Consider the following 24,173-nt stretch of genomic DNA (forward strand, 5'->3'; position numbering starts at 1 on the left):
TGTGTAGAGCCGGGCACGTGCCCGGCTGCTCAGGAAGCAGTCGAGCATGGCTCGACTCTACAGAACCCCAATCGCGCGGGGCTCGACTCTACAGATGGCCCAGGCGTTCCACCCGCAGGCGGGCAATGCGGCGCTTCTCCATCGCCAATACGGTGATGCGCACGCCGGCCACCTCCACCGCATCGCCAATGTCCGGCAGCCGACCCAGCTGCTCCAGCACCAGGCCGGAGATGGTCATGTAGTCGGCACTGCGCGGCAGCGATATGCCGGCCAGCCGCTGCAGGTCGTCCAGGGTCAGCGCACCGTCGGCCTCCCACTGCTCCTCACCCTGCGCGACCACGCCATAGCGCTCGTCCTGGGTATCGACCAGGTCGCCGGCAATCGCCGCCAGCAGGTCGTTGGCGGTCACCAGGCCTTCCACGCTGCCGTACTCGTCCACGGCCACCGCCAGCGGCACCGGATGCTGGCGGATCAGCTCCAGCGCCTGCAGCGCACTGGCACTGGACAGCACGTACTGCGGCTCACGCAGGTTGCCTTCCAGCTGTAGTGGCTTGCCCTGCAGCAGCTCGGCCAGCAGGTCGCGGCTCTGCACCACGCCACGCAGGCTGTCCAGGTCACCGTCGCCCACCAGCAGGCGGGTGTGCGGCGACGCCACCAGGCGGGCCACCACATCCTCCTGGCCCCGCGCCAGGTCGATCCACTGCACATCGGCACGCACGGTCATCACGCTCGACACCGGCCGATCGGCCAGGCCCAGCACGCTGCGGATCATCTCGTGCTCGGCCGGCTGCAGGCGTTCTTCGGCGTCCACCGGCTCGTCCACGCCTTCGTCGGCGTGGCCGTTGGCCGGGCGCGCGCCCAGCATGCGCAGCACGGCATCGGCGGTACGCTGGCGGAATGGCTGGCGGCGCTCGTTGCGCTCGCGATTGAAGCGCACCCACTGGTTGAACGCCTCGACCAGGATCGAGAAGGCGATCGCCGCGTACAGGTAGCCCTTCGGGATCTTGTAGCCCAGGCCTTCGGCCACCAGGCTGAATCCGATCATCAGCAGGAAGCCCAGGCACAGCACCACCACCGTGGGATGCTTGTTGACGAAGCGGGTCAGCGGCTTGCTGGCCACCAGCATCAGCGCCATCGCGATGGTCACCGCGGCGTACATCACGCCCAGGTTGTCGACCATGCCGACCGCGGTGATCACCGAGTCAAGCGAGAACACCGCGTCGAGCACCACGATCTGTGCCACCACCATCGCGAAGCTGGCATAGACCTTCTTGCCATCCTCGTGATGCTCGCGGCCTTCCAGCCGTTCGTGCAGCTCCATGGTGCCCTTGAACAGCAGGAACAGGCCGCCGCCCAGCAGGATCAGGTCACGCCCGGAGAAGCTGTGGCCGAACAAGGTGACCAGCGGCTCGGTCAGTTTCATGATCCAGGCCAGCGCCGCCAGCAGCACCAGCCGCATCAGCAGCGCCAGCGCCAGGCCGATCACCCGAGCGCGGTCGCGCTGGTGCGGCGGCAGCTTGTCGGCAAGGATCGCGATGAACACCAGGTTGTCGATGCCGAGAACGATCTCCAGCACGACCAGGGTTGCAAGGCCCATCCATATCGAGGGGTCAGCCAACCATTCCATTTCAGGTCCGTTTCGTCAGTAGGTAAGGGAAAAGAGCAATCATTCAGTCTGCGTCCTGCAGCTGCGCCGGGTCATGCCCGAGCAGGTCGCCGGGCGTGCACTGCAGCTCGCGGCAGATCGCATCCAGCGTGGAAAAGCGGATGGCGCGCGCCTTGCCGGTCTTCAGGATCGACAGGTTCGCCAGGGTGATGTCGATGCGCCCGGCCAGCTCGGACAGGGTCATGCCCCGTTCCTGCAGCATGCGGTCGAGGGTGATGACGATCGCCATCAGCGCGTGCCCATCAGATCAGACCATCCAGGTCATCGCGCATCGCTGCGCCCACGGCGAACACGCGTGCCAGCACGAACAGCATCAGCACTGCCACCAGCCCGGTGATCGACATGCCGCCGCCGACCTCCATCCAGGTGAAGTCCGGGCCCATCCAGGCCGCATAGGCGCCGATCAGGATCGACAGCAGCTCCATCGCCAGCATCAGCCATGCCATGCGTTGCAGGCGCTGCGCATTGGCATGGGTGAACGGCCGCTCGCGCGCCGCCGACTTCAGCAGCCGCAGCAGATGGCGCAGGAACAGCAGGCACAGCACCAGCAGCGCGACGATCGCGCCCAGGCCCAGGCAGAAGTGCAGGAACAGGTCGTTGCCGTGCGCGGCGGCGGCATCGGCGTCGTGGACGCTGTCGAGCAGCCAGCGGCGGTCGTGAGCGACCAGTGGCACGGCCAGCAGTGCGGCCAGGATGCCCAGCCAGCACATCGCCCGGACGGCCTGTACGGCGGCCTGGGCCAGGGTGAACAAGCCTCGCGCGGGTCTGGCGCGGGCGGGACGAGCGGTCAAGCGGCCTCCGGCATTGGGGTGGCCTCGCCGCCCCGGGTGGATTTATCGATAAACGATATACCACATCCTGCGTGAAAGGCTGAATCGCGGGCATGGGTCACCGGCTGGGCTCCGGGCCCACAGGCGTTACCGGGTGGGTGCCGCAGGTTCCAGCATCGCTTCACCCGGCGTCACCGAAGCCATCGCCTGTACGCCGGCCTCGGCCGCCTGCCGCGTGACCAGCCGGAAGCGCGCCTGCAGCCTGGCCTGGCCGGGCGTGGCCCAGCCGTACTGGATCGCCACCTGGTCGGCCGACAACGGCCCACGGCCCGGCAGCGAGCGCGCCTGCAACGGCTTCGGCGCCGCCTGCACCAGCCGTGCGAAGCCCTTCTGCACCACCGCTGCATCGGCCTTCTCCGCATACACCGTGCAGGTTCCATCGTCGGCCCAGCTGACCGCATAGCGGCCGCTGGCCAACGGCACCATCCAGGCCACGCCTGCCTGCCCCTGCAGCAACGTTGCCGCCTCGGCCGGCTGCAGCGGTGCCAGCCCGTTGGTTTCCATCAACGACTGCAGGCGCGCCGGCGCACCGATGTGCTGCATGCAGGCGGTATCGAACAGCTCGCTGAAGGGATCCTGCGCCGGGGCCTTGGCCTTGGGAGTACGCGCGGGTTGCGCCACCGCCAGGGTGGGCAGCAGGGCCAGGATCAGCCAGAAGGCAGGGCGCATTGGAACTCCACGGTACGGAAAACAGCAGGGAGGATGGCAAAGCCCGGGCGCGGCGCGCAACGGGCGGCGCAACGGGCCATGGCTTGACAGCTGGCGCGGGGCGGAGGAGTATCAATTAACGAATTAGTTAATTAGCTAGCCATGGACCGTATCTTCGAAGCCCTCGCCTCCACCGCCCGCCGGCAGATCCTGGCCTATCTCAGCGCCGGCGAGCTCAGCGCGGGAGAGCTGGCCGGGCGCTTCGATTTCAGCAAGCCGGCGCTGTCCAGCCACCTGCGCATCCTTGAGGAAGCCGGCCTGATCGAACGCGAGAAGCGCGGCCAGTTCGTGTACTTCCGGCAGGTGCCCGACCGCCTGGCCAACACGTTGTTTTCCTGGGCGGCCGAAGTCTGTCCGGTCGGCGGCCCGCTGAAGCGCGAAGCACGCGCCCGCCGCAAGTCCCCTGCCCGCTGAACCACCCCGCCAAGGAGCATGACCATGCCTGGTTCGACCCGCGACCGCCGTTCGTTTCCAGGGGTGCAGCTTCCAGCGCTGGAGGGCGGCAGCCCCACCGAAGTCACCTTGATCGCGCAGCTCGGCATCGGTGCCGGTGATGCGCTGGTGACCGACGCCAGCCAGCGCCAGCGCCACCACCCGGCCTTCATCGATGCACTGGACGAGCCTTCCGCGCGCCTTGGCGGCATGCACCTGCAGCAGGGCGACGCCTCCTCGCTGTACAGCTTCACCGTCGGCGCCGGCGGCCATCCCTTCCATCGGCATGCCGGGCCGCGCATGTTCACCGCCATCGCCGGCAGCGCCGGCGCCGAACTGCGCTTTGCCACCGCGTCCGACGCGCAGCTGGCGCGCGATCCCGCTGCCTTCGCACGCACGCTGCGGCGCATCCGCATTCCACCAGACTGCCTGTTCACCGTGCGCTTCGGCGGCGGCACCTGGCACCAGTTCGCATCGAACCATCGCGCACATCCTGCGCTGTTCGCGTTGTCCTGCCACAGCAATGAGCTGGCCGGGGCGATGGATGAGCAGGCCCGTGCACAGGTTCAACGCAATGCCGCCGATATCCCCAGCCTGACCGAGGTATTGCCGGAAGCGCACTGGCCTTCGGCCGCAAGCCTCGCCGCCTCCCCCCTGCTGCAGTTGTCGCTGCAGGCCGCACCTCCCAGCCTGTGCGCCCACCTGTGCGCGCATACCCGCGCTCTGTTGGGCCCGCTGCGGAGGATTTCATTGCGGCGCTTGCGCGGCTTCGTCGAACGCGCCACGCCGGCCTATCCCGTCCACTCGCAGGCCGCCGCCAGCGATGGGCTGCTGCCCGCTGCACTGCCACACAGCCACTACCAGGACCAGACCACCCTGCGCCTGGACAGCACGCAGGTCACCCATCACGCCGCGTCGGCGCTGCTGGCCGATGTGCTGGAAGGCTTCCTGCGCAATCCACCTGCCGGCGTGGGCCACCTGATGGCGCTGCGCAACCGCCTGGTGGCGCCGTTGCGGTTGCGCACGTCGCCACTCGGCTGCCCGGTATCGTCGCTGCTGTCGACCGACCGCAGCCGCTTGTTCGCCGGCCGCTACCCGGTGCTGGACGCGCACATCGATGACGGGGACACCTGCGCCGAAGTGCTGCTCGGCGCCGATGATCGCCACCTGCGCTTCCGCAGCAGCGTGCGCGTGCAACGCTGTGCCGATGGCCACATCGAGATCAGCCTCGGCACACGCGTGCAGACCCGCAATGCGTTCGGCCGCCTGTACATGGCGCTGATCGATGCCGCGCACCGGCACTACGTCGCGCCGGCACTGCTGCGCCGCGCGGTCGAACATGCGCTGGCGCCGGAACTGGGCGATCTCGATGACTGGGCGGAATACTCCGCGTACAGATGATGCCGGCCCGTGGCCGGCACCACCTGCCAGGTCAGCTCACAGGTGCTGCTTGAAGAAGGGAACGACCGCTGACAGGGCCTCGCGCACCGGCTCCGGCTTGTCGTACAGGTCGTAATGCGACCAGCCTTCCACCACCTTCAACTGCTTGTGCTTCGACGCCGCACGACCATGGATCTCCAGGCCATCGCGGTAGGCGCCAAAGCCACCCGGCTTGTCACCGATCACCACCAGCAACGGTTGGGTCAGCAGGACTTCAGCCAGGTGGAAGGCATCCCAGCCCACCGCTGCACCGCGATGCGAGAACAACGCACTGACCACGCCGTTGGGCTGCGGCTCGCGCGTGCGGTAATAGTCCGTGGCCTCCAGCACGTCGATATCGGTGATGCCGGCGGCGCGCCCCTGTTCCACCGAAGGCGGCAGGAACAGGTCCACTCGGGCCTCGCCGCCGCGCATCTCGGCGGTGCGCTGGGCAGCGATGGCCTCCAGCGTGCCGATCGGATCGAAACCGCCAAAGCCCTCACGACTGAGCCGGCCGAAGTTGACACCGGTGATGCTGGTGACCGCCTTGATGCGTCGCTCGGTCATGGTGGCGTTGATCGCGTAGCCACCACCGCCACAGATGCCCAGTACGCCGATGCGTTCGGCGTCCACGTACGGCAGGGTGACCAGATGGTCGACCACGCGGCGTACATCCTCCACGCGCTGGGTCGGGTCTTCGACCCGCCGCGGCTCGCCGCCGCTGGCGCCCTGGAAGCTGGCGTCATAGGCGATCACCACATAGCCCTCGCGAGCCAGGGCCTCACCGTAGATGTTGCCGGCGGTCTGCTCCTTGCAGCTGCCGATCGGATGCATGCTGATGATCGCGGGATAGACCCGGTTGCGGTCGAAGTCCGGCGGGAAATGCAGGTCGGCGGCGATCGGCCAGGCCATGTCCGGATTCTGGATGTTGATGGTTTCCATGCTGCGGCTCCTCGGTAGCGGCGGGAGGCGACGGATGTCGCCGTTGCAAGCACGATAGACCCGGGATTGGGACCGAAAAAGCGGCCAATCACAACCATAGTAGTAAGCTGCAATTACCAAATAGCGGCAGCTTGTGCCGCGATCTTCTCCCGCCCTCCTGCCGACCGAGCCCCATGAGCGCCCCCAGCCCGATCAACCCGGCCCTGCTGCCCCAGCTGGCCTGGTTTGCCCACATCGCCCACCACCGCAGCTTCACCAAAGCGGCCGTTGAGATGGGGGTCTCGCGCCCGGCGTTGTCGCAGAGCCTGAAGACCCTGGAGAAACAGCTGGGGGTACGCCTGCTGCACCGGACCACCCGTGACATGTCGCTCACCGAGGAAGGCCAGCGCCTGTTCGACGCACTGCGGCCATCGCTGAGCACCATCGAAACCGCAGTACGCGACCTGCGCGCCAGCCATGACGCTCCGTCCGGCCTGCTGCGCATCAACACCGCGCGCCTGACTGCCAAGACGCTGATCGAACCGCATCTACCGGAGTTCTTCGCGCGCTACCCCGAGCTGCGCATCGAGCTGGTGATGGACGACGGCCTGTCCAGCATCGTTGCCGACGGCTGTGACGCCGGCATCCGCCTTGGCGAGCGGTTGGCCGAAGGCATGATCGCCGTGCCGGTCACGCCGATGCTGGAAATGGTGGTGGTCGCCTCGCCGGCCTACCTGGCCCGCCATGGCACGCCCACCACGCCCGCCGAACTGGCCGCCCACGAGTGCCTGGGCTACCGGCAGACCGGCAGCGGCGGGGTCTATGCCTGGGAATTCAGCACGCCGGGCCAGCCCGGTCACGACTTTGAAGTGGAACCGCGCGGACGCTATGTCACCAACGACGATGAGGGCATGATCCGCGCTGCGCTGCAGGGATTGGGCGTGATGCAGCATATCGATCTGTCACTGCAGCCGATGCTGGCCGATGGGCGCCTGGTCCGCCTGATGCCGGCGTGGTCGGCACCGTTCCCCGGCTTCTACCTGTACGTGCCTTCGCGCGAGCAGATGCCACAGCGCGTGCGCGCCCTGATGGAATTCCTGATCGAGAAGCGCGAAGGCGTCGCCAAGGCGCTCGGCCGCACGGTACAGGCCCCGGCCACGGGCAGCTAGGCGTCAGCGCGGGTAGCGATACACCAGATCATCGGCATCACTGCGCACGGCGTGATCGTCCAGCACGCCGCCCAGCCGCTGTGCAACGGCCTGCGACGCCTGGTTGTCCGGTGCCATGTAGCTGACCAGGGTCGGCAGCTGCGCCACCACGAAGGCCCAGTCGCGCAGCGCGCCGGCCGCTTCGGTAGCGAAGCCCTTCCCTTCATGGCCGTCATACAGCAGCCAGCCCAGTTCCTTTTCCGGGAACAGCGGGCCGTGGTTGATCCCGACCTGGCCGATGCAGGCACCGGTATCGGCACGCTCGATCATCAATGCACCATGACCGAACAGATGCCAGCTGGCCAGGTCGTGGCAGAACTGGCCCCACGCCGCCACCTCACCGAACGGCCCCCCCATGCCACGCGCGCGCGGCGACGCCAGGAACGCGGCATAGACGTTGAAGTCGTCCAGCTGCTGCGGGCGCAGCCGCAGGCGCGCGGTATGCAGGGTGGGAATCTCGAGCATGCCGGGCAGCGACTCAGTACACGGCCAGGTGACCGCAGCCACGACGCTGCGGCTGCCCTTCCATCGTCACCTGCACGCTGGCCAGGGTGTCCACACCTTCGGCATTGCGGCACGACTCGCGCTTGATCTCGACGATGGCCGGCTGCCTGCCAAGCTCGCCGTTGAGCACGATCAGCGAGCTGGGTGCGTCGGCCGGTTGGCCGGGATAGCGCAGCGTGCCCTTGTGGGTACGACCTTCGGCACTGAGGCTGGCATCGTGGTTGCCCTGTCCAGTGGACGTGATCTCGATGCGCCACCCGGCGCCGCCACCGGTGAAGGCAGGCACCGGGCTCACGCCGGCAGCGATGGAGGGATGACGCGGTTCATCGGCAACGGTCTTCGGTGCAGGAGTCGCACAGCCGGCCAGCAGGCCAGTGAGCAGCACGGCGACGGCAATGGGTCGCATGGTCATGATGGGCTCCAGCAGCGGGCGGGCGTCCAGTCTAGGGGCCCCCACGTGCGCCGGTGATGAACGTCGTGCGTCAGCGCGCGATGCGACCACCGCCGGCCACGCGCACGCGATCGCGGCCCTGCGCCTTGGCCTGGTACATGGCCGCATCCGCAGCGCGCAGCAACGTGCGCCAGCCCAGCGCGTCGGTGCCGCCCTCGGCCACACCGAAGCTGGCGGTGACCCGCAGCACCTTGCCACCGACCAGGGCGATGTCCAGCCGCTGCAGCGCCACCCGCAGCGACTCGGCCAGCTGGCGGCCACCGGCCAGATCACCGTCGGCCAGCAACACGAGAAACTCCTCGCCACCATAGCGGGCAATGCTGTCGCTGCGGCGCAGGTGGCGCTGCAGCAGCTGCGCCACCTGCACCAGCACCTCGTCGCCGGCATCATGCCCGTGGCCATCGTTGATCGCCTTGAAGCGGTCCACGTCCAGCAGGATCACCACCGCGCTGTTGCCGCCGTCGGCATGACGTTGCTGCACCATCTCGTCCAGTGCGCGCCGGTTCAACAGCCCGGTCAGCTCATCGGTGCCGGCCAGCTGGCGCAGCTCGCTGGTCAACGCCGAGCGCTCGCGCGACTTCTCGCGCAGCACTTCGATGGCATCGAACAGGCGCTGCATCTCGGCCAGCGGATGGGTCACATGCTGCTCCGGGCCCGGCGCTTCCGAGGCGATCTGGATGACCTGCTTCTGCGCCTGCAGCAGCGGCCGCAGGATCTGAAGATGTGCGATGCGCAGCGCCACGCCCAGCACCACCAGCGTGCCCAGCACCGTCGCCACCAGCACCACCAGGCGCGTCGCTTCGCGGTTGCGGGTGCGCTCGAAACGGGCGATGGACACGCTCAGGTAGCCATCGCGCAGCGCTTCCAGCGACTGCAGGGTCGGCACGTAGCGCGTGGTGAACTCGGCGGCGGTCCACGGCGGTGGCACGCCGCGCCGGCCATCTTCGATCAACTGTTCGATCATCGGCAGCGATTCGCCGAAGAACTGCCGGCGTGCCATGTCCCAATGCCAGGACAGCGCCGGATCACTGCGGAACACCGCTTCATGGCTGCCCGCCAGCCGCCACAGCTCCAGCAGGCGGCCTTCGGTCTGCAATGCCGCCCGCACCTGTTCGTCGCGCCATGCCCCCGGTACCGCCACCGGTGCCATCACGTTCGAGGCCAGGCGGCCGCCATGCTCGCGCAGGTCGATCAGCACCTGGCCCTGCATCGCCGGAATCGCCGCTTCGCGGTCGGCGCTGACCAGCACGTTGATCTGTGCCGAGGTCAGCACGTACAGGCGATCGACCACGGCGAACATGCTGCTGATCGCGCGCTCCACGTCCTCCACCCGGCGCGCATCGTGCGGCTGCGCCGCCACCCGGTCCACCGCGGCCCGCGCCGACTGCAGGCGACGTTGCGCGTCGGCCAGCAGCGCATGCTCGTCGACCACGCCCGGGTCGGCGTTGAACACGGTGTCCAGGCGTTGCAGGGCGGTATCGACCCGCTGGCGCGCGACCGCCAGCTGCGCCGCCAGCCGGGCCTGTTCGGCCGCATCGGCGGTGTTGGACCCCAGCAGGCTGTTGGCGGGGCCGCGCTCGGCCGACACCAGATTGGCCAGGTCAAAGGTCTGCCGCAGCTGGCGCAGGCTGACCAGGTTGTCCTCGGCGGCAGTGAAGCGCAGCGTGCCCTGCACCAGCGCGATGGCCATCAACGGCAGCGTACAGACTACGAACAGCCCGGCCAGGATCCAGACCCAGGTCCGCAATCCGATGGGCGACGCCTTGCGGGCCATGCACATTTCCCCTGTAGTGCAGAACACTGTAGCGGCCGCCTACACAGGCGCCAAGCCGCTACCGGACCAACCGTTGCCGTGGGTATACCGCGCCCGCCGCGAACGCACCGACAAAGCCGCGCGGACCGTGCAAATGGGGCAAATGCGTCACGCCCTGCCGCGTCAGATCCAGCGCTGGTCGACCAGTTCGCGCTTCACGTAGGCATAGAACACCGGCGCGGCGACCAGGCCCGGCAGGCCGAAGGCTGCCTCCATCACCAGCATGGCCAGCAGCAGCTCCCAGGCACGCGCCTGGATCTCGCCACCGACGATGCGCGCGTTGAGGAAGTACTCCAGCTTGTGGATCACGATCAGGTACAGCAGCGCCGCCACCGCCACGTAGAACGAGACCGACAGCGCAACGATGGTGATGATCGTGTTGGAGATGATGTTGCCCACCACCGGCAGCAGGCCGGCAAGGAAGGTGATCAGCACCAGGGTCTTGGACAGCGGCAGGTGCACGCCGAACAGCGGCAGCACGCCCAGCAGGAAAATCGCGGTGAACACCGTGTTGAGCAGCGAGATCTTCACCTGCGCGAACACCACCTGGCGGAACGCGGTGGCCAGGCGGCTGGTGCGCCCGATCAGCTCCTGCGCCAGCGGCCCCATCTTCGGCAGCGGCAGTTCGTCATACAGCGCGATCATCGCGCCCAGCACCATACCGATCAGTACGCGCACACCGACCTGCACCACCGAGGTACCGGCCACGCCCAGCTGGCGCTGATGCTCGGCGGCCCAGTCGTTCAGCGCCGTGCGCAGCGCCGGCATGTCTTCGGGAATATAGGGTTGCAGCAGCGCCGGCACCTGGTGGCGCGAGGTGTTGAGGATCTCCATCAGGCGCGCCAGCAGTGCATCCGGGCCGCCGGTCTCGTTGCGGAAGAACGAGGCCACGCCGATGCCGGCCAGTACCAGCCCGCTGATGATGATCGCCGACAGCACAATCACCGCGATCGCCCGCGCCCGTCCCGGCGGCAGCCTGCCCTCCACGGTGGCGGCCAGCACGTGCGTCAGCTGGAACACCAGCAGGCCGGACAGCAGGGTCACCACCAGGCCCAGCTTCAGCGTCAGCCACATGCCCAGCAACATCATCAGCCACGCCGCGATCCTTGGGATGGGGGGCTTGGGCTGGGCAACAAGGGCGTCTTGCATGGGAGCGCGTCCGGGCGGGGTGGCCCATGGTAGAGGATTGACCCGCCGATTCGGCGTGCAGGCTGAACGGGCGTTACGCTCTCATGCCGTGGCGGCCCTGCCGCCGCCCCATCGACTCACTCTCCGTAGCTGGCCGTGTTCTTGCCCTGCCGCTTGGCGTGGTACAGCGCGCGGTCGGCCAGTGCCAGCCAGTCCTCGACACTGCCGCCCCGCGGCGTCGCGGCAATGCCGATGCTGACGCTGAACTCCACGGCTGGCGTGATCTGGCGCGCGGCCTCGAGCAGATGCAGGCGCACCCGCTCGGCCACGTGCATCGCATCAACGGGCGCACAGTCCTGCAGCAGCACCACGAACTCATCGCCACCCAGCCGCGCCGGGGTATCACCGGGCCGCGCAAACGTACGCAATGTTGCAGCGATATGCCGCAGTACCTCGTCGCCCGCGCGGTGGCCAAGCGAATCATTGATGCGTTTGAAGTCATCCACGTCGAGCATCAGCAGGCAGGCAAAACCGCCCTGCCCCTGCGCCCGGTCCAGTGCCTGCTGCGCACGCAGGATCAGGAAGCCGCGGTTGGCCAGCTCGACCAGCGGGTCCATCCGGCTCAGCCGTTGCAGCTGACGGTTCTGCGATTTGACCCGGCGCGCCAGCTGCCAGCTGAGAATGCTGAGACCGATGCCATACACGAACAGGAACGGCACGCTGAGCACGATCGTGCGCTGCGAGGAAACGGGTTGGTAAGGGAAGCCGAGCGCCCACCAGGTGATCGCGAAACCCAGCACCAGCGCCAGCGTGGCCCGCATCGCCAGGCGCACGCCACCGGCGGCGATCTTGTCGGCGACCAGCAGCGCGGCGAACAACGCGCTGGGGACCGCGCTCAGCGCCATGAAGGCGATCCAGCCGCCGCCGAAGAAGGAATCGGCGACCATGCAGCGGAACTGCACCTGTGCAGGCTGGCGGGCGCGCTGGGTCAGCACCAGCGCGAGTGCCGGCCACGCCAGCGCGTTGAGCAGCAACAGGCTCCACGCCAACCCGCCATCCTGGCGTTCAAGAATGATCGAGGCGATGGGAATCGCGCCCAGGCCATTGCCCACGAAGCGCATCCAGCCGATGCGCCGTGCCGCGCCGATGCCTTCGACCGCGACTTCCGTCGAGTCAGTCAAGAACGGCATTGCCGACCCCCTTGCGCGATCACACGTTCCACCCCGGCCCCTGCCGGGCTGTCCATGCCGAGTCTGACAGCTCGGCGTCAATTCGGGATCAAGGACTCACGGTGAAGGCGCTGCTCTCACCCACGCCGTGGCGCAGCCGTCGACCCCCGCAGCATGAAACTGAACTCCAGCGTCTGCTGCAGCGGCACGTCGACGTGTTCGATGATGGCGAGCAGCAGGTTGACCGCACGCTCGCCAATCTCCCGCATGGGCTGCCGGATGGTCGTCAATGGCGGCGTGAGGTAGCGGGAAGACGCCAGGTCATCAAAGCCGACGATGGACAGTTCGTCCGGCACGCGGATGCCCCGGTCCCGGCAGGCGGCCAGGGTACCCAACGCCATCTGGTCACTGAAGCAGAACACCGCGGTCGGTGCCGGCGTGCCATCCAGCAGCGCCAGGGCAGCCGCATGGCCGGATTCCACGGAAAAATCCCCCGGCACGATGCTCAGCTGGCGCAGGCGGCCACGCGCCTTGCCGGCCGCCCGCACCCCTTCCAGCCGTTGCTGGTGCAGGGGGTTGTCAGGCGGCCCGCCGACCACGGCGATCCGTTCGTGTCCCAGCCCGTACAGATGCTCCATCACCGCGCGTGCGGCGGCCGCGTTGTCGATGTGGACGCTGGGAATGCCCAGTGCAGGGTCGAACTCGCACCCGTTGACCACCGGCGCGGCGGCGCCGCGCTGCTCGACGATCTCGCGCGCCGTGGGTGGCAGGCGATGGCCGAGCACGATCATGCCGTCGGCCTCGTTGCGCCGGAGCATCTGCGCGTAGCGCTCCTCGCGGTCGGGTTGATGCTGGGTATCGCCCAGCAGGACCGCGTAGCCGACCGCCTGCGCGGCCTCCTCCGCGCCCTGCAGGATCTGCGCGAAGAACGGATTGGCGATGTCCGGGACGGTGACCAGGATCTTGCCGCTGCGCTGGGTCTTGAGCGTGCGGGCCACCGTGTTGGGCACGTAGCCGAGGGCGGCGGCGGCCTGCTCGATGCGTGCGCGGGTGGCGGGCAGGACCTTGTCCGGCCGGGAAAGCGCACGCGACACCGTGCCCGCGGAGACGCCGACGTGCTTTGCGATGTCGTAGATGGTGGCCATGGCGTTAGTTCTCCTGTCCGCTGTGCAGTGCACAACAGGTCCTGCGTGCGCCCCTGCTAGGATAATGCAATCGATTGCATCGAGGGCGAATCACGTTGAAGACGCTCAAGGGTCCAGCGCTGTTCCTGGCGCAGTTCATCGGCGACACAGCTCCTTTTGATCGGCTGGACACGCTGGCCGGATGGGCCGCGGGTCTGGGCTATTCTGGCGTACAAGTCCCCACCAGCGCGCCCCACCTGTTCGATCTGGCCGAGGCGGCGCGCAGCCAGGCGTACTGCGACGACGTCGCCGGCATGCTGGCCGGGCACGGCCTGCAGATCACCGAACTGTCGACCCACCTGCAGGGGCAACTGGTTGCCGTCCATCCTGCCTACGACAGCCTGTTCGACGGGTTCGCGCCGCCGGACAAGCGCGGCGATCCGGCTGCCCGCCAGGCCTGGGCGGTGGAGCAGCTGCGGTTGGCCGCCAAAGCCAGCCAGCGCCTGGGGCTGACCGCGCATGCCACGTTCTCCGGCGCATTGGCCTGGCCCTACTTCTATCCCTGGCCGCAGCGCCCACCGGGACTGGTGGAGGAAGCCTTCGCCGAACTCGGCCGTCGCTGGCGTCCGATCCTCGATGCCTTCGACGCCTGCGGCGTCGACCTGTGCTTCGAGATCCACCCCGGCGAGGACCTGCACGATGGTGCGACCTTCGAGCGCTTCCTCGATGTGGTGGATCATCACCCCCGCGCCAAGATCCTGTACGACCCCAGCCACCTGCTGCTGCAGCAGATGGACTACCTGGGTTTCATCGACCGCTACCACGCGCGCATCGGCATCTTCCACGTCAAGGACGCGGAGTATCGCTCCAGCGCGAGCAGCGGCGTGTATGGCGGCTACCAGGACTGGATTGATCGTCCGGGCCGGTTCCGTTCGCTCGGTGATGGCCAGATCGACTTCAAGGCGATCTTCTCGAAGTTCGCGCAGTACGACTTCCCCGGCTGGGCGGTGCTGGAATGGGAGTGCTGCCTGAAGCACCCCGAGGACGGTGCGCGCGAAGGTGCTGCCTTCATCCGCGACCACCTCATCCGCGTGACCGAACGCGCCTTCGATGACTTCGCCGACAGCGGCACGGACGCCGCATCACTGCACCGCATGCTGGGAATCTGAGCCACGACCGCCCCGGGAGGGCAAGCCATGACGCACGCCATGTCGCGCCTGGGCGCGATGATGTTTCTGCAGTTCTTCATCTGGGGGGCATGGTTCGTGACCCTCGGAACCTACCTGGTGCAGGGCCCGCTGCAGGCCAGCGCGAGCCAGGTGGCGACGGCGTTCCTCAGCCAGTCCATCGGCGCCATCGTGGCGCCGTTCCTGGTCGGCCTGATCGCCGATCGCTACTTCGCCGCGCAACGAATCCTCGCGGTGCTGCACCTGGCCGGCGCGGTGCTGATGTGGCTGGCGTCCACCGCCACCAGCTTCAGCGTGTTCTCGGCCTGCGTGATGGGCTACATGCTGCTGTTCATGCCGACGCTGGCGCTGGCCAACAGCGTAGCCATGCGCCACATGCAGTCGCCCGAGAAACAGTTCCCGCTGGTACGCGTGGCCGGCAGCATCGGCTGGATCGTTGCAGGTGTGCTGATCGGCTGGCTGGGCTGGGAGCAGGCGCATCGGCTTGAACTGACCTTCCGCATGGCCGCGCTGGCATCGCTGGTGCTGGGCCTGTATGCGTTCACCCTGCCGCACACGCCGCCACTGGCACAGCAGCGCGATGCCGGGCTGGGGCAGATCCTCGGGCTGGATTCGTTGCGGCTGCTGAAGTCGCGCGCCTACCTGGTGTTCTTCCTGGCCTCCATCGCCATCTGCATCCCGCTGTCGTTCTACTACAACTTCACCAATCCGTATCTCAACGACCTGGGCGTGCGCGGCGCCGCGGGCCTGCAGTCGCTGGGCCAGGTCTCCGAAGTACTGCTGATGCTGGCCATGCCGTTCCTGTTCGTGCGGCTGGGGGTGAAGACGATGCTGGCGGTGGGCATGGCGGCCTGGGTCGTGCGCTACGTCCTGTTCGCCTTCGGCGATGCGGGCGGCGGCTTCTCGCTGCTGGTGATCGGCATCGTGCTGCACGGCATCTGCTACGACTTCTTCTTCGTCACCGGCCAGATCTACACCGATGCCCATGCCGGCCCCGCCGTGCGCAGCAGCGCGCAGGGCTTCATCACCCTGGCCACGTACGGCGTGGGCATGCTGATCGGCACCTTCCTGTCCGGCGCGGTGGTGGAGCACTTCACCACGGCCGCCGGACGCGACTGGCAGCAGATCTGGCTGTTCCCGGCCGCTGTCGCGCTGGTCGTGCTGATCGCCTTCCTGCTGCTGTTCCGCGACCGGCCCGCCGTGGCCGCCGCATCTTCCACACCCTGAGGATTCGAGCCGATGCCAACGCTTGGAATCGCCATCGTCGGCACCGGCATGATCGGCGCCGTGCACCGCCGCGCGGCCTTGCTCGCCGGTGCCGAGGTACGCGGCGTGGCCGCTTCGTCAGCGCAGCGCGCGCGTGAGATGGCGCAGTTGTGGAATGTTCCGCGCGCCTACCGGGACATCGAAGAGGTGATCGCCGATCCGCAGGTGCAGGTGGTGCACGTGTGCACGCCCAACCATCTGCACCGCGCGATGGCACAGGCCGCACTGGAAGCCGGCAAGCACGTCATCTGCGAGAAACCGCTGGCGACCACGCTGGACGATGCGCAGGCGCTGGCGGCGTTGGCCGCCTCGACCGGCTTGGTTGCCACGGTCCCCTTCGTCTATCGCTACCACCCGGTGGTGCGCGAGGCGCGCGCACGCATCGCCCAGGGCGATCTCGGGCCGCTGCACCTGATCCACGGCAGCTACCTGCAGGATTGGCTGCTGGACCCGGCCAGCAACAACTGGCGCGTGGACCCGGCGCTGGGCGGCACATCGCGCGTGTTCGCCGACATCGGCTCGCACTGGTGCGACCTGGTGGAATGGGTCAGCGGCGAGCGCTTCACCGAGGTCAGTGCGGCCTTCTCTACCGTGATCGCTGAGCGCAGCGCCGTCAGCGGGCAGAGCTTCAGCACGCCGGCGGCAGGCGGCGCAACGCAGGCGGTAACGAGCGAGGACGTGGCGGCGGCGATGTTCAGGACCGGCGCCGGCACATTGGCGTCGTTGACGGTCAGCCAGGTCTCGGCCGGACGCCACAACCGCCTCTGGTTCGAGATCGATGGTGCCAAGGCCAGCGTGGCCTTCAACCAGGAGGACGCCGAGCGCCTGTGGATCGGCCTGCCCGACCAGCGCGAGGAGATCTTCGTGCGCGGGCCGGGCGCCGGCAGTGCCGAACAACGCCGGCTGTCGGCGCTGCCAGCCGGCCACGCGCAGGGCTACGCCCAGTGCTTCGAAGCATTCGTCGCCGACACCTATCGCGCCATCGAGGGCGAGCGGCCGCAGGGCCTGCCCACCTTCGAGGACGGCGTGCGCTCGGCGCGGATCGTCGATCGTGTCATTGCATCGGCCAGGTCGCGCGCCTGGACTGCCATCGGTTGAAACCCGGGAGGATCTGTTGATGAAAGCCCTTGTCCATGGAACTGCAAGCCTCGTCCTGCTGCTCGCTGCCCTGCCCGCTTTCGCAGTCGAAGCCGCCAGCACGCAGAAGCCGATCGCGGTGCAGATGTACAGCCTGCGCGATGCCGGCTCGCTCGAGCAGCAGTTGAAGATCGTCCACGACGCAGGCGTCCATGCGGTGGAGACGGTCGGCACGCAGAACACCAGCGCGGCCGAACTCAAGCAGCTGCTGGACCGGTATTCGATCAAGGCGATTTCATCGCACGTGCCGCTGGCCGAGCTGCGCAGCAACCTGGATGGCGTGGTGACCTTCAACCGGTCGATCGGCAACACGACGCTGGTGGTGCCGTACCTGGACAAGAAGGATCGCCCGAGCGATGCCGCCGGCTGGACCGCCCTGGGCCAGGAACTGGGCCGCATCGCGAAACAGGTGCGCGGCAAGGGCATGCGCCTGGCCTACCACAACCACGACTTCGAACTGGCCGACGTCGACGGCAGGACCGGACTGGAACTGCTGTTCGCCGCCGCCGGTCCCGACCTGCAGACCGAGCTGGACCTGGCCTGGGTCGCGCGCGCAGGCCTGGACCCGGCGGTGATGCTGGGAAAATTCCGCGGCCACGTATTCGCGGTACACGCCAAGGACAATGCGCCCAAGGGGCAGGCCGAAGACGAAGGAGGATTCGCTGCCGTGGGCCGGGGCGTACTCGACTGGAACGCGATCCTGCCGGCTGCGGCAGCCGCCGGCGTGCACTGGTACATCATCGAACACGACCAGCCACGCGATCCGGCCAAGGTCATCCAGACCGGTGCGGACTATCTGCGTGAACACCTGACCACCAACGTGCCCGCCCGTGCGCGGCGCTGACGCATCAAGGAGCCCCACATGAAAATGATCCTGGCAATGGCGGTGGCGCTGGGCGGCATGAGCGTTGCGACAGCCGCCTGGTGCAAGGACGACCCGGCTGCAGGTGCGAAGCTCTACACCGCGAACTGCGTGGCCTGCCACGGCGCCGATCGTGCGGGCATGCCGGGCGCATTCCCGGCGCTCACCGATATCGGCAAACGCATGGCACCCGCGCAGATCAAGGAAAAGATCAGCAAGGGCGGCGGATTGATGCCGCCCTTCTCCCAACTGTCACAGCAGGAGATCGATGACATCGCCAGCTACCTGGCGAAGTAAGCGGCCGGCGATCACGCCGGCCGCATGCCCCTACAGTTCGCGCATCCAGATGTTGCGGTAGCTGACCCTGGCGTCATGTTCCTGCAGATAGAGCGGCGCGCACCCATGCGGCGAGTACGACGGCGCGCCGATGTACTCGGTCTTGCCCGCCAGCACCGTGTCGTCCTGCACCAGCACGCCGTTGTGCAGCACCGTGATGCGCGCGGGCGACACAAGCCCGCCGCCCTGCGAGAAACGTGGCGCCTTCCAGAGGATGTCGTAGGCCTGCCACTGTCCCGGTGCGCGCGAGGCGTTCACCAACGGCATGGCCTGCTTGTAGATCGAGCCCGCCTGGCCATTGGCATAGGTCGGGTTGTTGTAGCTGTCGAGCACCTGCAGCTCGTACAGCTCCTGCAGGAAGATGCCGCTGTTGCCGCGGTTCTGTCCGTCGAAGCCCTTCGTGCCGGTGGGCGTGCGCCACTCGACATGCAGCTGGACGTCGCAGAAGCGTTGCCTGGTGCGAATGCCCTTGCTGCCGGGCACGACGGTCATGGCGCCATCGGCAACCTTCCAGGGCACGCGTCCGCCCTGCTCCGACTCCCACGCGGAGACATCCTTGCCATCGAACAGCACGATTGCATCGGACGGGGCCTTGCCCTGCGGCGTAGCCACGGTCGCGGGCACCGGCGTCCACACCTCGGTCTTCTTCGGATCGCGCGCGGCGTCGGCACCGTTCTGCGCGAACACGGGTGCAGCGGCCAGCACGGTGGCCGCGATCAGCACCGGCTTGATCATTCTGTTGCGCTCCATCAGCTGGTCCCCCACGCCGGCGTGCCGGGAACATAGGCGAGGTCGCCGTCGTAGCGCCCCGGCACGGCGACGTACTGCAGCACCCCGGTCGCGCCGACCTTCGAGGTGAAGAAGCCAAAGATGGCCAACTGCTTGAGCATCGTGAAGTAGTGCGGCATCGCCTCGCCCTCTTCAGGCGTACCGGTCTCGGTGACCTCGGCCGTGTGTGATTTTGCTTTTGCTTCCGCATCCAGCGTGCGCAGCAATTCGGTTCGGGCTTCCGGCGTGAGCGACACGAAGCGGCCGCCGGCGCGTCTGTCGATGTCGGCCAGCCCTGCGCGGAACGTCGACTGCTGCCGTGCGGTATAGCAGTCGCTGACGAAGGTCGCCATGAACAGGCCGGCGCCGGCATCCTTCGCCCCTGGCGTCCGGGTCCGCGGCAGGATGGTCTCGGCGATCTCGTCCAGCGTGCCGATATCGGCATCGGAAAACAGGGTCTTCACCGGTGCCGCAGCGGCGTTTCCCTGCGCGAGCGCAGGCAGGCCGACCATGGCCACGCCGGTAGCGGCGACGATCATCTTCAGCAGTTCGCGGCGATCCATCAGAGGTTCCCCGCTTTCAGTTCGCGTACCGCGTGGTCGGCCGCGCGCGCGGTCAGCGCCATGTAGGTCAGCGAGGGATTCACGCAGGCGCTGGAGGTCATGCAGGCACCGTCGGTCACATAGACATTGGGGGCATCCCAGACCTGGTTGTGCTGGTTCAGCACCGAGCTCTTCCGATCACGTCCCATGCGCGCGGTCCCCATTTCGTGGATGCCCTTGCCCGGGGCGTAATCGTTGTCATGCATCTTCACGTCCTTGACGCCGGCCGCCTCCAGCATCTCGGCGGCATCGGCGGCCATATCCTTGCGCATCGCCAGTTCGTTGGCACGCATGGCAACGTCCATCGCCAGCACCGGCAGTCCCCACTTGTCCTTGCGCTCGCGGTCCAGGCGGATCGTATTGTCGTGGTGCGGCAGCATTTCACCGAACCCGGTCATGCCGATGCGCCAGTCACCGGGCACGGTCAGCGCCTCCTTCAGATCGGCACCGATGTTCAGCTCGGCGATCTCGCGCGACCAGCCGGTGCGGCTGGCACCGCCCTGGTAGCCGAACCCGCGCAGGTAGCCGCGCTTGTCGGCCGCGACGTTGCGGAAGCGCGGAATGTAGAAACCGCAGGGTCGACGGCCGAAGTAGTACTTGTCTTCGTAGCCTTCGACCCGGCCCGAGGCACCTGCACCGAAATGATGGTCCATCACGTTGTGCCCCAACTCGCCGGACGAAGAGCCCAGCCCGCCCTCCCACACGTCGGTGGCCGAGTTCATCAGCAGCCAGGTCGAGTTGAAGGACGATGCGTTGAGGAAGATGACCTTGGCGGTGTACTGGTAGGTCTGCCCGGTCTCCGCGTCGATGACCTCCACCCCGTGCGCACGCTTGCGGTCCTTGTCGTAGAGCACTTCCTTGACGATCGAGAACGGCCGCAAGGTCAGGTTGCCGGTCTTCATCGCCGCTGGCAGCGTCGCCGCCTGGGTCGAGAAGTAGGCACCAAAAGGACAGCCCAGGATGCACTTGTTGCGGTACTGGCAGTTGACGCGGCCCTGCTCGGGCATCGGCTTGGTGATGTTGGCGGTGCGCGAGTGGATCATGTGCCGGGTGCCGCCAAAGGCCTTCTTGATACGCGCGGCCACATCCTTCTCGACGATGTTCAACGGGATCGGCGGCAGGAACTCGCCATCCGGCAACACGTCCAGCCCTTCACGCGTGCCGGCGATGCCGGCGAACCTTTCCACATGGTCGTACCACGGCGCGATGTCGGCGTAGCGAATCGGCCAGTCGGTGGCGATGCCATCCTTGAGGTTGGCCTCGAAGTCCAGGTCGGAGAAGCGATAGCTCTGCCGGCCCCACAACAATGAGCGACCACCGACGTGGTAGCCGCGGAACCAGTCGAAGCGCTTGGTCTCGATGTAGGGCGAGTCCTGTTCGTTGGCCCACATTCCTTCCAGGTTCTCGGCCAGGCCGTAGTCACGCATCAGCACCGGAAAGTCGGCCTTCATCGCCTGCGTTGGCCGGTTGCGGTGCGGGAAGTCCCACGCTTCCTTCATCGCATTGACGTAGTCCTTGACGTGCTCGATGTTGCGCCCGCGTTCCAGCATCAGGACCTTCAGGCCCTTTTCGGTCAGCTCCTTCGCCGCCCAACCGCCACTGATTCCCGAGCCAACAACAATGGCGTCGTAGTGATTATCTGCCATGGGTTTCTCACCTGGGTGGATATCGTTTCAGACGTCGCAGAGGCGGATCGCCTCGCGCAATGAGGCAACGGGATCGGGCGCTGCAGGCGTGAACTCCTGCGCCAGATACCCCTTGAAACCGGTGTCGCGGATCGCGCGACAGATGGCCGGATAGTGGAGCTCCTGCTGGTCTCCGATCTCGTTCCGGCCGGGCACGCCCGCGGTGTGGTAATGCTTGAAGCAGGCGTGATGCTTGCCGATGGTGGCGATGATGTCGCCCTCCATGATCTGCATGTGGTAGATGTCGTAGAGCAGGCCGAAGTTGTCCGAGCCGAGCCGCTGGCACAGCTCTACGCCCCAGGCCGAGTGGTCGCACAGGTAGTCGCGATGGTCGACCCTGGAGTTGAGCAGCTCCATCACCAGCACGACACCGCGCTTCTCGGCATGCCCGAGGATGCGCTTGAGGCCGGCCTCGGCATTGGCCATGCCGTCATGGGGATCCATGCCGTTGCGGTTGCCGGAGAAGCAGATCAGGTTGCGGTAGCCGGCGTCAGCCACCAGGTCGATGTGCCGCGTGTAGCGCTCCACCAGCTGGTCGTGGAATTCGCGGCCGGCAAAGCCCTTGGTCAGGCCCAGCTCTGCGCCGTCGCACATCGAGCTGTAGACGCCATTCGCCTTCAGCGTGGGCCAGTCTTCCGGGCCGACCAGGTCGATGGCGGCGAAGCCGATGTTCTTCACCGTCGTGCAGAGCTGGGCGACCGACAGCTGCGGGAAGGTCCAACGCGCCACGGAGTGCTTCAGGTTGCCCTTGAGCGCTGCGGTGGCGGCGAATGCAGGCAACGCTCCCGCAGTACCCAGCGCTACGCCTCCAGCAACCGCCATGCGCAACGCATCGCGCCGCGTGAGGCCCGTCGCCGGAGCCGGTCTGATCGAATGGATGGACATCCACCTGCCGGCCTCCCAACCGGTATCAAACGCAACGATTGACAGCAATGCAATCGATTGCACCATAGGCGAGGAAATTGGATGCTTGCAAGTTGCGGTGCACGAAAATTGATGCTGCGAAGCACAATGCCAACGACATCGCACAGAAAGAAAAGCCCCGCATTGGCGGGGCTTTCTTTTCTAACCAAATCCGTCGCCTGAGATGAAATCTACTGGCTTTTTCCTCAAGCGAGCGAGCAAAGTCAGTAGAACTTCGATGCCCCGAGCCAAGGCATTGGCCCTATGCATCCGGGCGCACCCTGCCGCCAGGGCCCAGCACCGCCTCGGAGCCGGCGGATTGAAGAGCTGTATAGCTCGTGACGTCGAGCGACAGTAGTCAACCAAGCCAAGGCTTCGCGAATCACCTACGCATCAGCTCTTTCCGACGACCGACTCAGAAGCCGTCACATTCACCGCCTGCATTGGCTAGTCGGACAGCTTCACGCAGGGATCGCTGGATGTCCGCCACTGAGTTGCAGATATTCTCGGGCGCCACGTCGAACTTCGCGGCGCCGGCCCGACGTTTGAAAGCAGCAAATTCGGACATGCATTGCCCTGCCAGCTTCTTGGCATCCAGCTTCGGCGCAGCCTGAGCCACTGAATTTCCATGCGCGGCGAGGTAGCACTTGTAGTCCTCGGAAAGCGCTCCATCCATACGGAATCGCGACAGCTCAACCAAGTGCCGAGGAGCGGCAGCACTCCTGCTGCCCCCTATCAAGGCGAGACCAAGCTCAGCACCGTCTGCTCCTGCACAAGCATATGGCGTCTGAGAGCACAGCGACTTGCTCTCGGAACTTTTGTGCACCACCAGCGAGGCAAGAATAGAGTGTTCGGCCATCTCGATGTCCGCCGCGAGTCTTTCTGACAGCGGACGGGCGGACACGGAAGACCCAAGCAGGACGCAAAGGACGAGGCACGAAATTTGCGCAGTGGTATTCATCGGCTCACCAGAAACGTGGGGGAAGACGTGTAAACTGATCCATTACCTGCAGAGTACTCCCTGGCTCATCGTCGATTAGCTCATTGAGCCTTTTCAGATCGGCAGCGGTGCCAGTCACGCACCCCTCGGAACAGAAGTGCGGCCCAAGGGACGGACCAAAGGCGTTTGCACAGCTGTGTGACCTTATCAGGGATCTGCCAAATGTATTGGTTCCTGGAGCGGGCTCCAAGGCTCGGCCATTGGGCTTGCTTTGGTGAAGAACGGCGCAATTGGGCATAGGCCCGCAGAGACCGTGTCCGCAGGATCTGCGACAGCCCCACGCCAGCTCGCTAGGCCTATACCCGTCCTTCGCACGCCGTCATCAAGACCCGCCGAGACCATGCACAGATCGATAGTCGAAACGGGCCGATGCTGATGATTGCTTCCGCGGCCAGCGATGGACTCGAGCAGACGTCTTCCCGTGTCGTTCTCCGTTCTCAAATCTGATTCGCTCAGGTGTGTCGCCAGTCATCTATCAACATCTCGCTGTAGGAGAAGGATGGATCACGGCGGGATTCTGCCAGAAACTGATGTTGCTAACGAAAAAGGCCCCCATCCATAAAGATGAGGGCCTCTATCAACACCAAAACCGTCGAGTAGGAATCAGAACGGTTGTGACTACCAAATGTGTAAACAAATCCTCGCTGGTCAGGCAAGGAAGGCGTTCTGTTCGATTGAGCTTGTTCGAACGTAAACATCTGCACTCGTCAGGTGCCCCCGTCAGTCAAGAGCATCGACACGGCCCGGCAGGCGCACGCGCCAAGGTTATCCCCGCGTTCATGCCATTCCTTTACTTCATCCAGGCCCAAGAACTTCGCCATCCTCATCATCCAAACCAAGGCAACGCCTGCCCTGAGGAGAATCAAAAACAATGTTCTCGCCTAAAAGCTTGAAGAAATCATCGAAGACAGCGTTGCCAGCCACACACGGCCCGGAGGGCAATTCCACCGAGGTATATAACTCTCGACGCCGGGGGAAAATCCTGTAAATCGATAGAACCCTAGTATCTTCATCTATCTCAACAAGGTGGGAATAAACTTCAGAATTCATGGAC

General features: G+C 66.4%; 26 protein-coding genes. 9 read left to right on the plus strand and 17 right to left on the minus strand.

All coding sequences use genetic code 11. The features are described from left to right. Positions 1 to 88 precede the first annotated feature (88 nt). The 4 genes from DFO63_RS13185 to DFO63_RS13200 all read right to left on the minus strand — a co-directional run bounded on the left by DFO63_RS13185 (position 89) and on the right by DFO63_RS13200 (position 3,165). Positions 89 to 1,627, minus strand: coding sequence for a TerC family protein (locus DFO63_RS13185; RefSeq protein ID WP_101765091.1), 1,539 nt, complete (start codon positions 1,625 to 1,627; stop codon positions 89 to 91). Between the two features lie 43 nt (positions 1,628 to 1,670). Continuing rightward, positions 1,671 to 1,895 (minus strand): helix-turn-helix transcriptional regulator, encoded by a 225-nt coding sequence (locus DFO63_RS13190; RefSeq protein ID WP_101765090.1) that lies wholly within the window; start codon positions 1,893 to 1,895, stop codon positions 1,671 to 1,673. 13 nt (positions 1,896 to 1,908) lie between these two features. Beyond that, positions 1,909 to 2,376: a DUF2975 domain-containing protein gene (locus DFO63_RS13195; protein ID WP_014036329.1), complete on the minus strand. Its 468-nt coding sequence runs from the start codon at positions 2,374 to 2,376 to the stop codon at positions 1,909 to 1,911. A gap of 207 nt (positions 2,377 to 2,583) precedes the next feature. Further along, positions 2,584 to 3,165 (minus strand): hypothetical protein, encoded by a 582-nt coding sequence (locus DFO63_RS13200; RefSeq protein WP_049443807.1) that lies wholly within the window; start codon positions 3,163 to 3,165, stop codon positions 2,584 to 2,586. Positions 3,166 to 3,306: 141 nt separating this feature from the next. Here DFO63_RS13200 and DFO63_RS13205 point away from each other — a divergent pair, with 141 nt between their 5' ends. Both DFO63_RS13205 and DFO63_RS13210 read left to right on the plus strand, forming a co-directional pair. Further along, positions 3,307 to 3,618 (plus strand): metalloregulator ArsR/SmtB family transcription factor, encoded by a 312-nt coding sequence (locus tag DFO63_RS13205; protein WP_006423919.1) that lies wholly within the window; start codon positions 3,307 to 3,309, stop codon positions 3,616 to 3,618. A gap of 24 nt (positions 3,619 to 3,642) precedes the next feature. Beyond that, positions 3,643 to 5,037 (plus strand): DUF2867 domain-containing protein, encoded by a 1,395-nt coding sequence (locus DFO63_RS13210; RefSeq protein ID WP_049443810.1) that lies wholly within the window; start codon positions 3,643 to 3,645, stop codon positions 5,035 to 5,037. Positions 5,038 to 5,073: 36 nt separating this feature from the next. Here DFO63_RS13210 and DFO63_RS13215 read toward each other — a convergent pair whose 3' ends face one another. Then, entirely contained in the window at positions 5,074 to 5,997 is a 924-nt protein-coding gene (locus DFO63_RS13215; RefSeq protein WP_032127632.1) for an alpha/beta hydrolase, read from the minus strand. 173 nt (positions 5,998 to 6,170) lie between these two features. Between DFO63_RS13215 and DFO63_RS13220 the strand changes: the two genes are divergently transcribed. Beyond that, positions 6,171 to 7,145: a LysR family transcriptional regulator gene (locus DFO63_RS13220; protein WP_119007163.1), complete on the plus strand. Its 975-nt coding sequence runs from the start codon at positions 6,171 to 6,173 to the stop codon at positions 7,143 to 7,145. A 3-nt stretch (positions 7,146 to 7,148) separates the two neighbouring features. On the opposite strand, the gene DFO63_RS13225 is transcribed toward DFO63_RS13220, so the two are convergent. The 6 genes from DFO63_RS13225 to DFO63_RS13250 all read right to left on the minus strand — a co-directional run bounded on the left by DFO63_RS13225 (position 7,149) and on the right by DFO63_RS13250 (position 13,394). After that, complete coding sequence (locus tag DFO63_RS13225; RefSeq protein WP_101765088.1) at positions 7,149 to 7,649, minus strand: GNAT family N-acetyltransferase; 501 nt, start codon at positions 7,647 to 7,649, stop codon at positions 7,149 to 7,151. A gap of 13 nt (positions 7,650 to 7,662) precedes the next feature. Beyond that, complete coding sequence (locus tag DFO63_RS13230; protein ID WP_049443817.1) at positions 7,663 to 8,100, minus strand: hypothetical protein; 438 nt, start codon at positions 8,098 to 8,100, stop codon at positions 7,663 to 7,665. A gap of 70 nt (positions 8,101 to 8,170) precedes the next feature. Continuing rightward, a complete protein-coding gene (locus tag DFO63_RS13235; RefSeq protein WP_101765087.1) occupies positions 8,171 to 9,913 on the minus strand; it encodes a GGDEF domain-containing protein in 1,743 nt (580 codons plus the stop codon). Between the two features lie 162 nt (positions 9,914 to 10,075). Then, a complete protein-coding gene (locus tag DFO63_RS13240; protein WP_101765086.1) occupies positions 10,076 to 11,101 on the minus strand; it encodes an AI-2E family transporter in 1,026 nt (341 codons plus the stop codon). 116 nt (positions 11,102 to 11,217) lie between these two features. Continuing rightward, a complete protein-coding gene (locus DFO63_RS13245) occupies positions 11,218 to 12,270 on the minus strand; it encodes a sensor domain-containing diguanylate cyclase (protein WP_101765085.1) in 1,053 nt (350 codons plus the stop codon). A 116-nt stretch (positions 12,271 to 12,386) separates the two neighbouring features. Further along, positions 12,387 to 13,394, minus strand: coding sequence for a LacI family DNA-binding transcriptional regulator (locus DFO63_RS13250; protein ID WP_049443824.1), 1,008 nt, complete (start codon positions 13,392 to 13,394; stop codon positions 12,387 to 12,389). Positions 13,395 to 13,489: 95 nt separating this feature from the next. On the opposite strand from DFO63_RS13250, the gene DFO63_RS13255 reads away from it, so the two are divergent. The 5 genes from DFO63_RS13255 to DFO63_RS13275 are packed head-to-tail and all read left to right on the plus strand — an operon-like array spanning position 13,490 to position 18,122. Then, on the plus strand, positions 13,490 to 14,542 hold the full coding sequence (locus DFO63_RS13255; RefSeq protein WP_119007164.1) for a sugar phosphate isomerase/epimerase family protein: 1,053 nt from the start codon (positions 13,490 to 13,492) through the stop codon (positions 14,540 to 14,542). Between the two features lie 27 nt (positions 14,543 to 14,569). Further along, positions 14,570 to 15,787, plus strand: coding sequence for a nucleoside permease (locus DFO63_RS13260; RefSeq protein WP_101765082.1), 1,218 nt, complete (start codon positions 14,570 to 14,572; stop codon positions 15,785 to 15,787). 12 nt (positions 15,788 to 15,799) lie between these two features. After that, positions 15,800 to 16,924, plus strand: coding sequence for a Gfo/Idh/MocA family oxidoreductase (locus DFO63_RS13265; RefSeq protein WP_101765081.1), 1,125 nt, complete (start codon positions 15,800 to 15,802; stop codon positions 16,922 to 16,924). 19 nt (positions 16,925 to 16,943) lie between these two features. Continuing rightward, complete coding sequence (locus DFO63_RS13270; RefSeq protein ID WP_119007165.1) at positions 16,944 to 17,807, plus strand: sugar phosphate isomerase/epimerase; 864 nt, start codon at positions 16,944 to 16,946, stop codon at positions 17,805 to 17,807. An 18-nt stretch (positions 17,808 to 17,825) separates the two neighbouring features. After that, entirely contained in the window at positions 17,826 to 18,122 is a 297-nt protein-coding gene (locus DFO63_RS13275) for a cytochrome c (RefSeq protein WP_049398853.1), read from the plus strand. Between the two features lie 30 nt (positions 18,123 to 18,152). On the opposite strand, the gene DFO63_RS13280 is transcribed toward DFO63_RS13275, so the two are convergent. Genes DFO63_RS13280 through DFO63_RS13295 form a run of 4 tightly spaced genes read right to left on the minus strand, consistent with a single transcriptional unit; the run spans position 18,153 to position 22,101 of the window. Further along, the gene (locus DFO63_RS13280; RefSeq protein WP_119007265.1) at positions 18,153 to 18,911 is read right to left on the minus strand and encodes a DUF1080 domain-containing protein; all 759 of its coding nucleotides are present in this window, start codon (positions 18,909 to 18,911) and stop codon (positions 18,153 to 18,155) included. Beyond that, complete coding sequence (locus tag DFO63_RS13285) at positions 18,911 to 19,492, minus strand: gluconate 2-dehydrogenase subunit 3 family protein (RefSeq protein WP_119007166.1); 582 nt, start codon at positions 19,490 to 19,492, stop codon at positions 18,911 to 18,913. Before DFO63_RS13285 ends, DFO63_RS13280 begins: the two co-directional genes overlap by 1 nt. Continuing rightward, a complete protein-coding gene (locus tag DFO63_RS13290) occupies positions 19,492 to 21,177 on the minus strand; it encodes a GMC family oxidoreductase (protein ID WP_119007167.1) in 1,686 nt (561 codons plus the stop codon). The genes DFO63_RS13285 and DFO63_RS13290 overlap by 1 nt, the downstream gene beginning before the upstream one ends. 27 nt (positions 21,178 to 21,204) lie before the next feature. Beyond that, a complete protein-coding gene (locus tag DFO63_RS13295; protein ID WP_119007168.1) occupies positions 21,205 to 22,101 on the minus strand; it encodes a TIM barrel protein in 897 nt (298 codons plus the stop codon). Between DFO63_RS13295 and DFO63_RS22145 the strand changes: the two genes are divergently transcribed. Then, entirely contained in the window at positions 22,037 to 22,213 is a 177-nt protein-coding gene (locus tag DFO63_RS22145) for a hypothetical protein (RefSeq protein ID WP_180886858.1), read from the plus strand. The two genes, DFO63_RS13295 and DFO63_RS22145, sit on opposite strands and share 65 nt — an antisense overlap. Before the next feature lie 321 nt (positions 22,214 to 22,534). On the opposite strand, the gene DFO63_RS13300 is transcribed toward DFO63_RS22145, so the two are convergent. Beyond that, positions 22,535 to 23,080 carry an Imm57 family immunity protein gene (locus tag DFO63_RS13300; protein WP_119007169.1) on the minus strand — a complete coding sequence of 182 codons (546 nt, stop codon included), beginning with the start codon at positions 23,078 to 23,080 and terminating at the stop codon, positions 22,535 to 22,537. Positions 23,081 to 23,914: 834 nt separating this feature from the next. Beyond that, positions 23,915 to 24,169 (minus strand): hypothetical protein, encoded by a 255-nt coding sequence (locus tag DFO63_RS22015; protein WP_135966044.1) that lies wholly within the window; start codon positions 24,167 to 24,169, stop codon positions 23,915 to 23,917. Positions 24,170 to 24,173 lie beyond the last annotated feature (4 nt).

The organism is Stenotrophomonas sp. AG209, from assembly GCF_003550055.1.
GTDB lineage: Bacteria > Pseudomonadota > Gammaproteobacteria > Xanthomonadales > Xanthomonadaceae > Stenotrophomonas.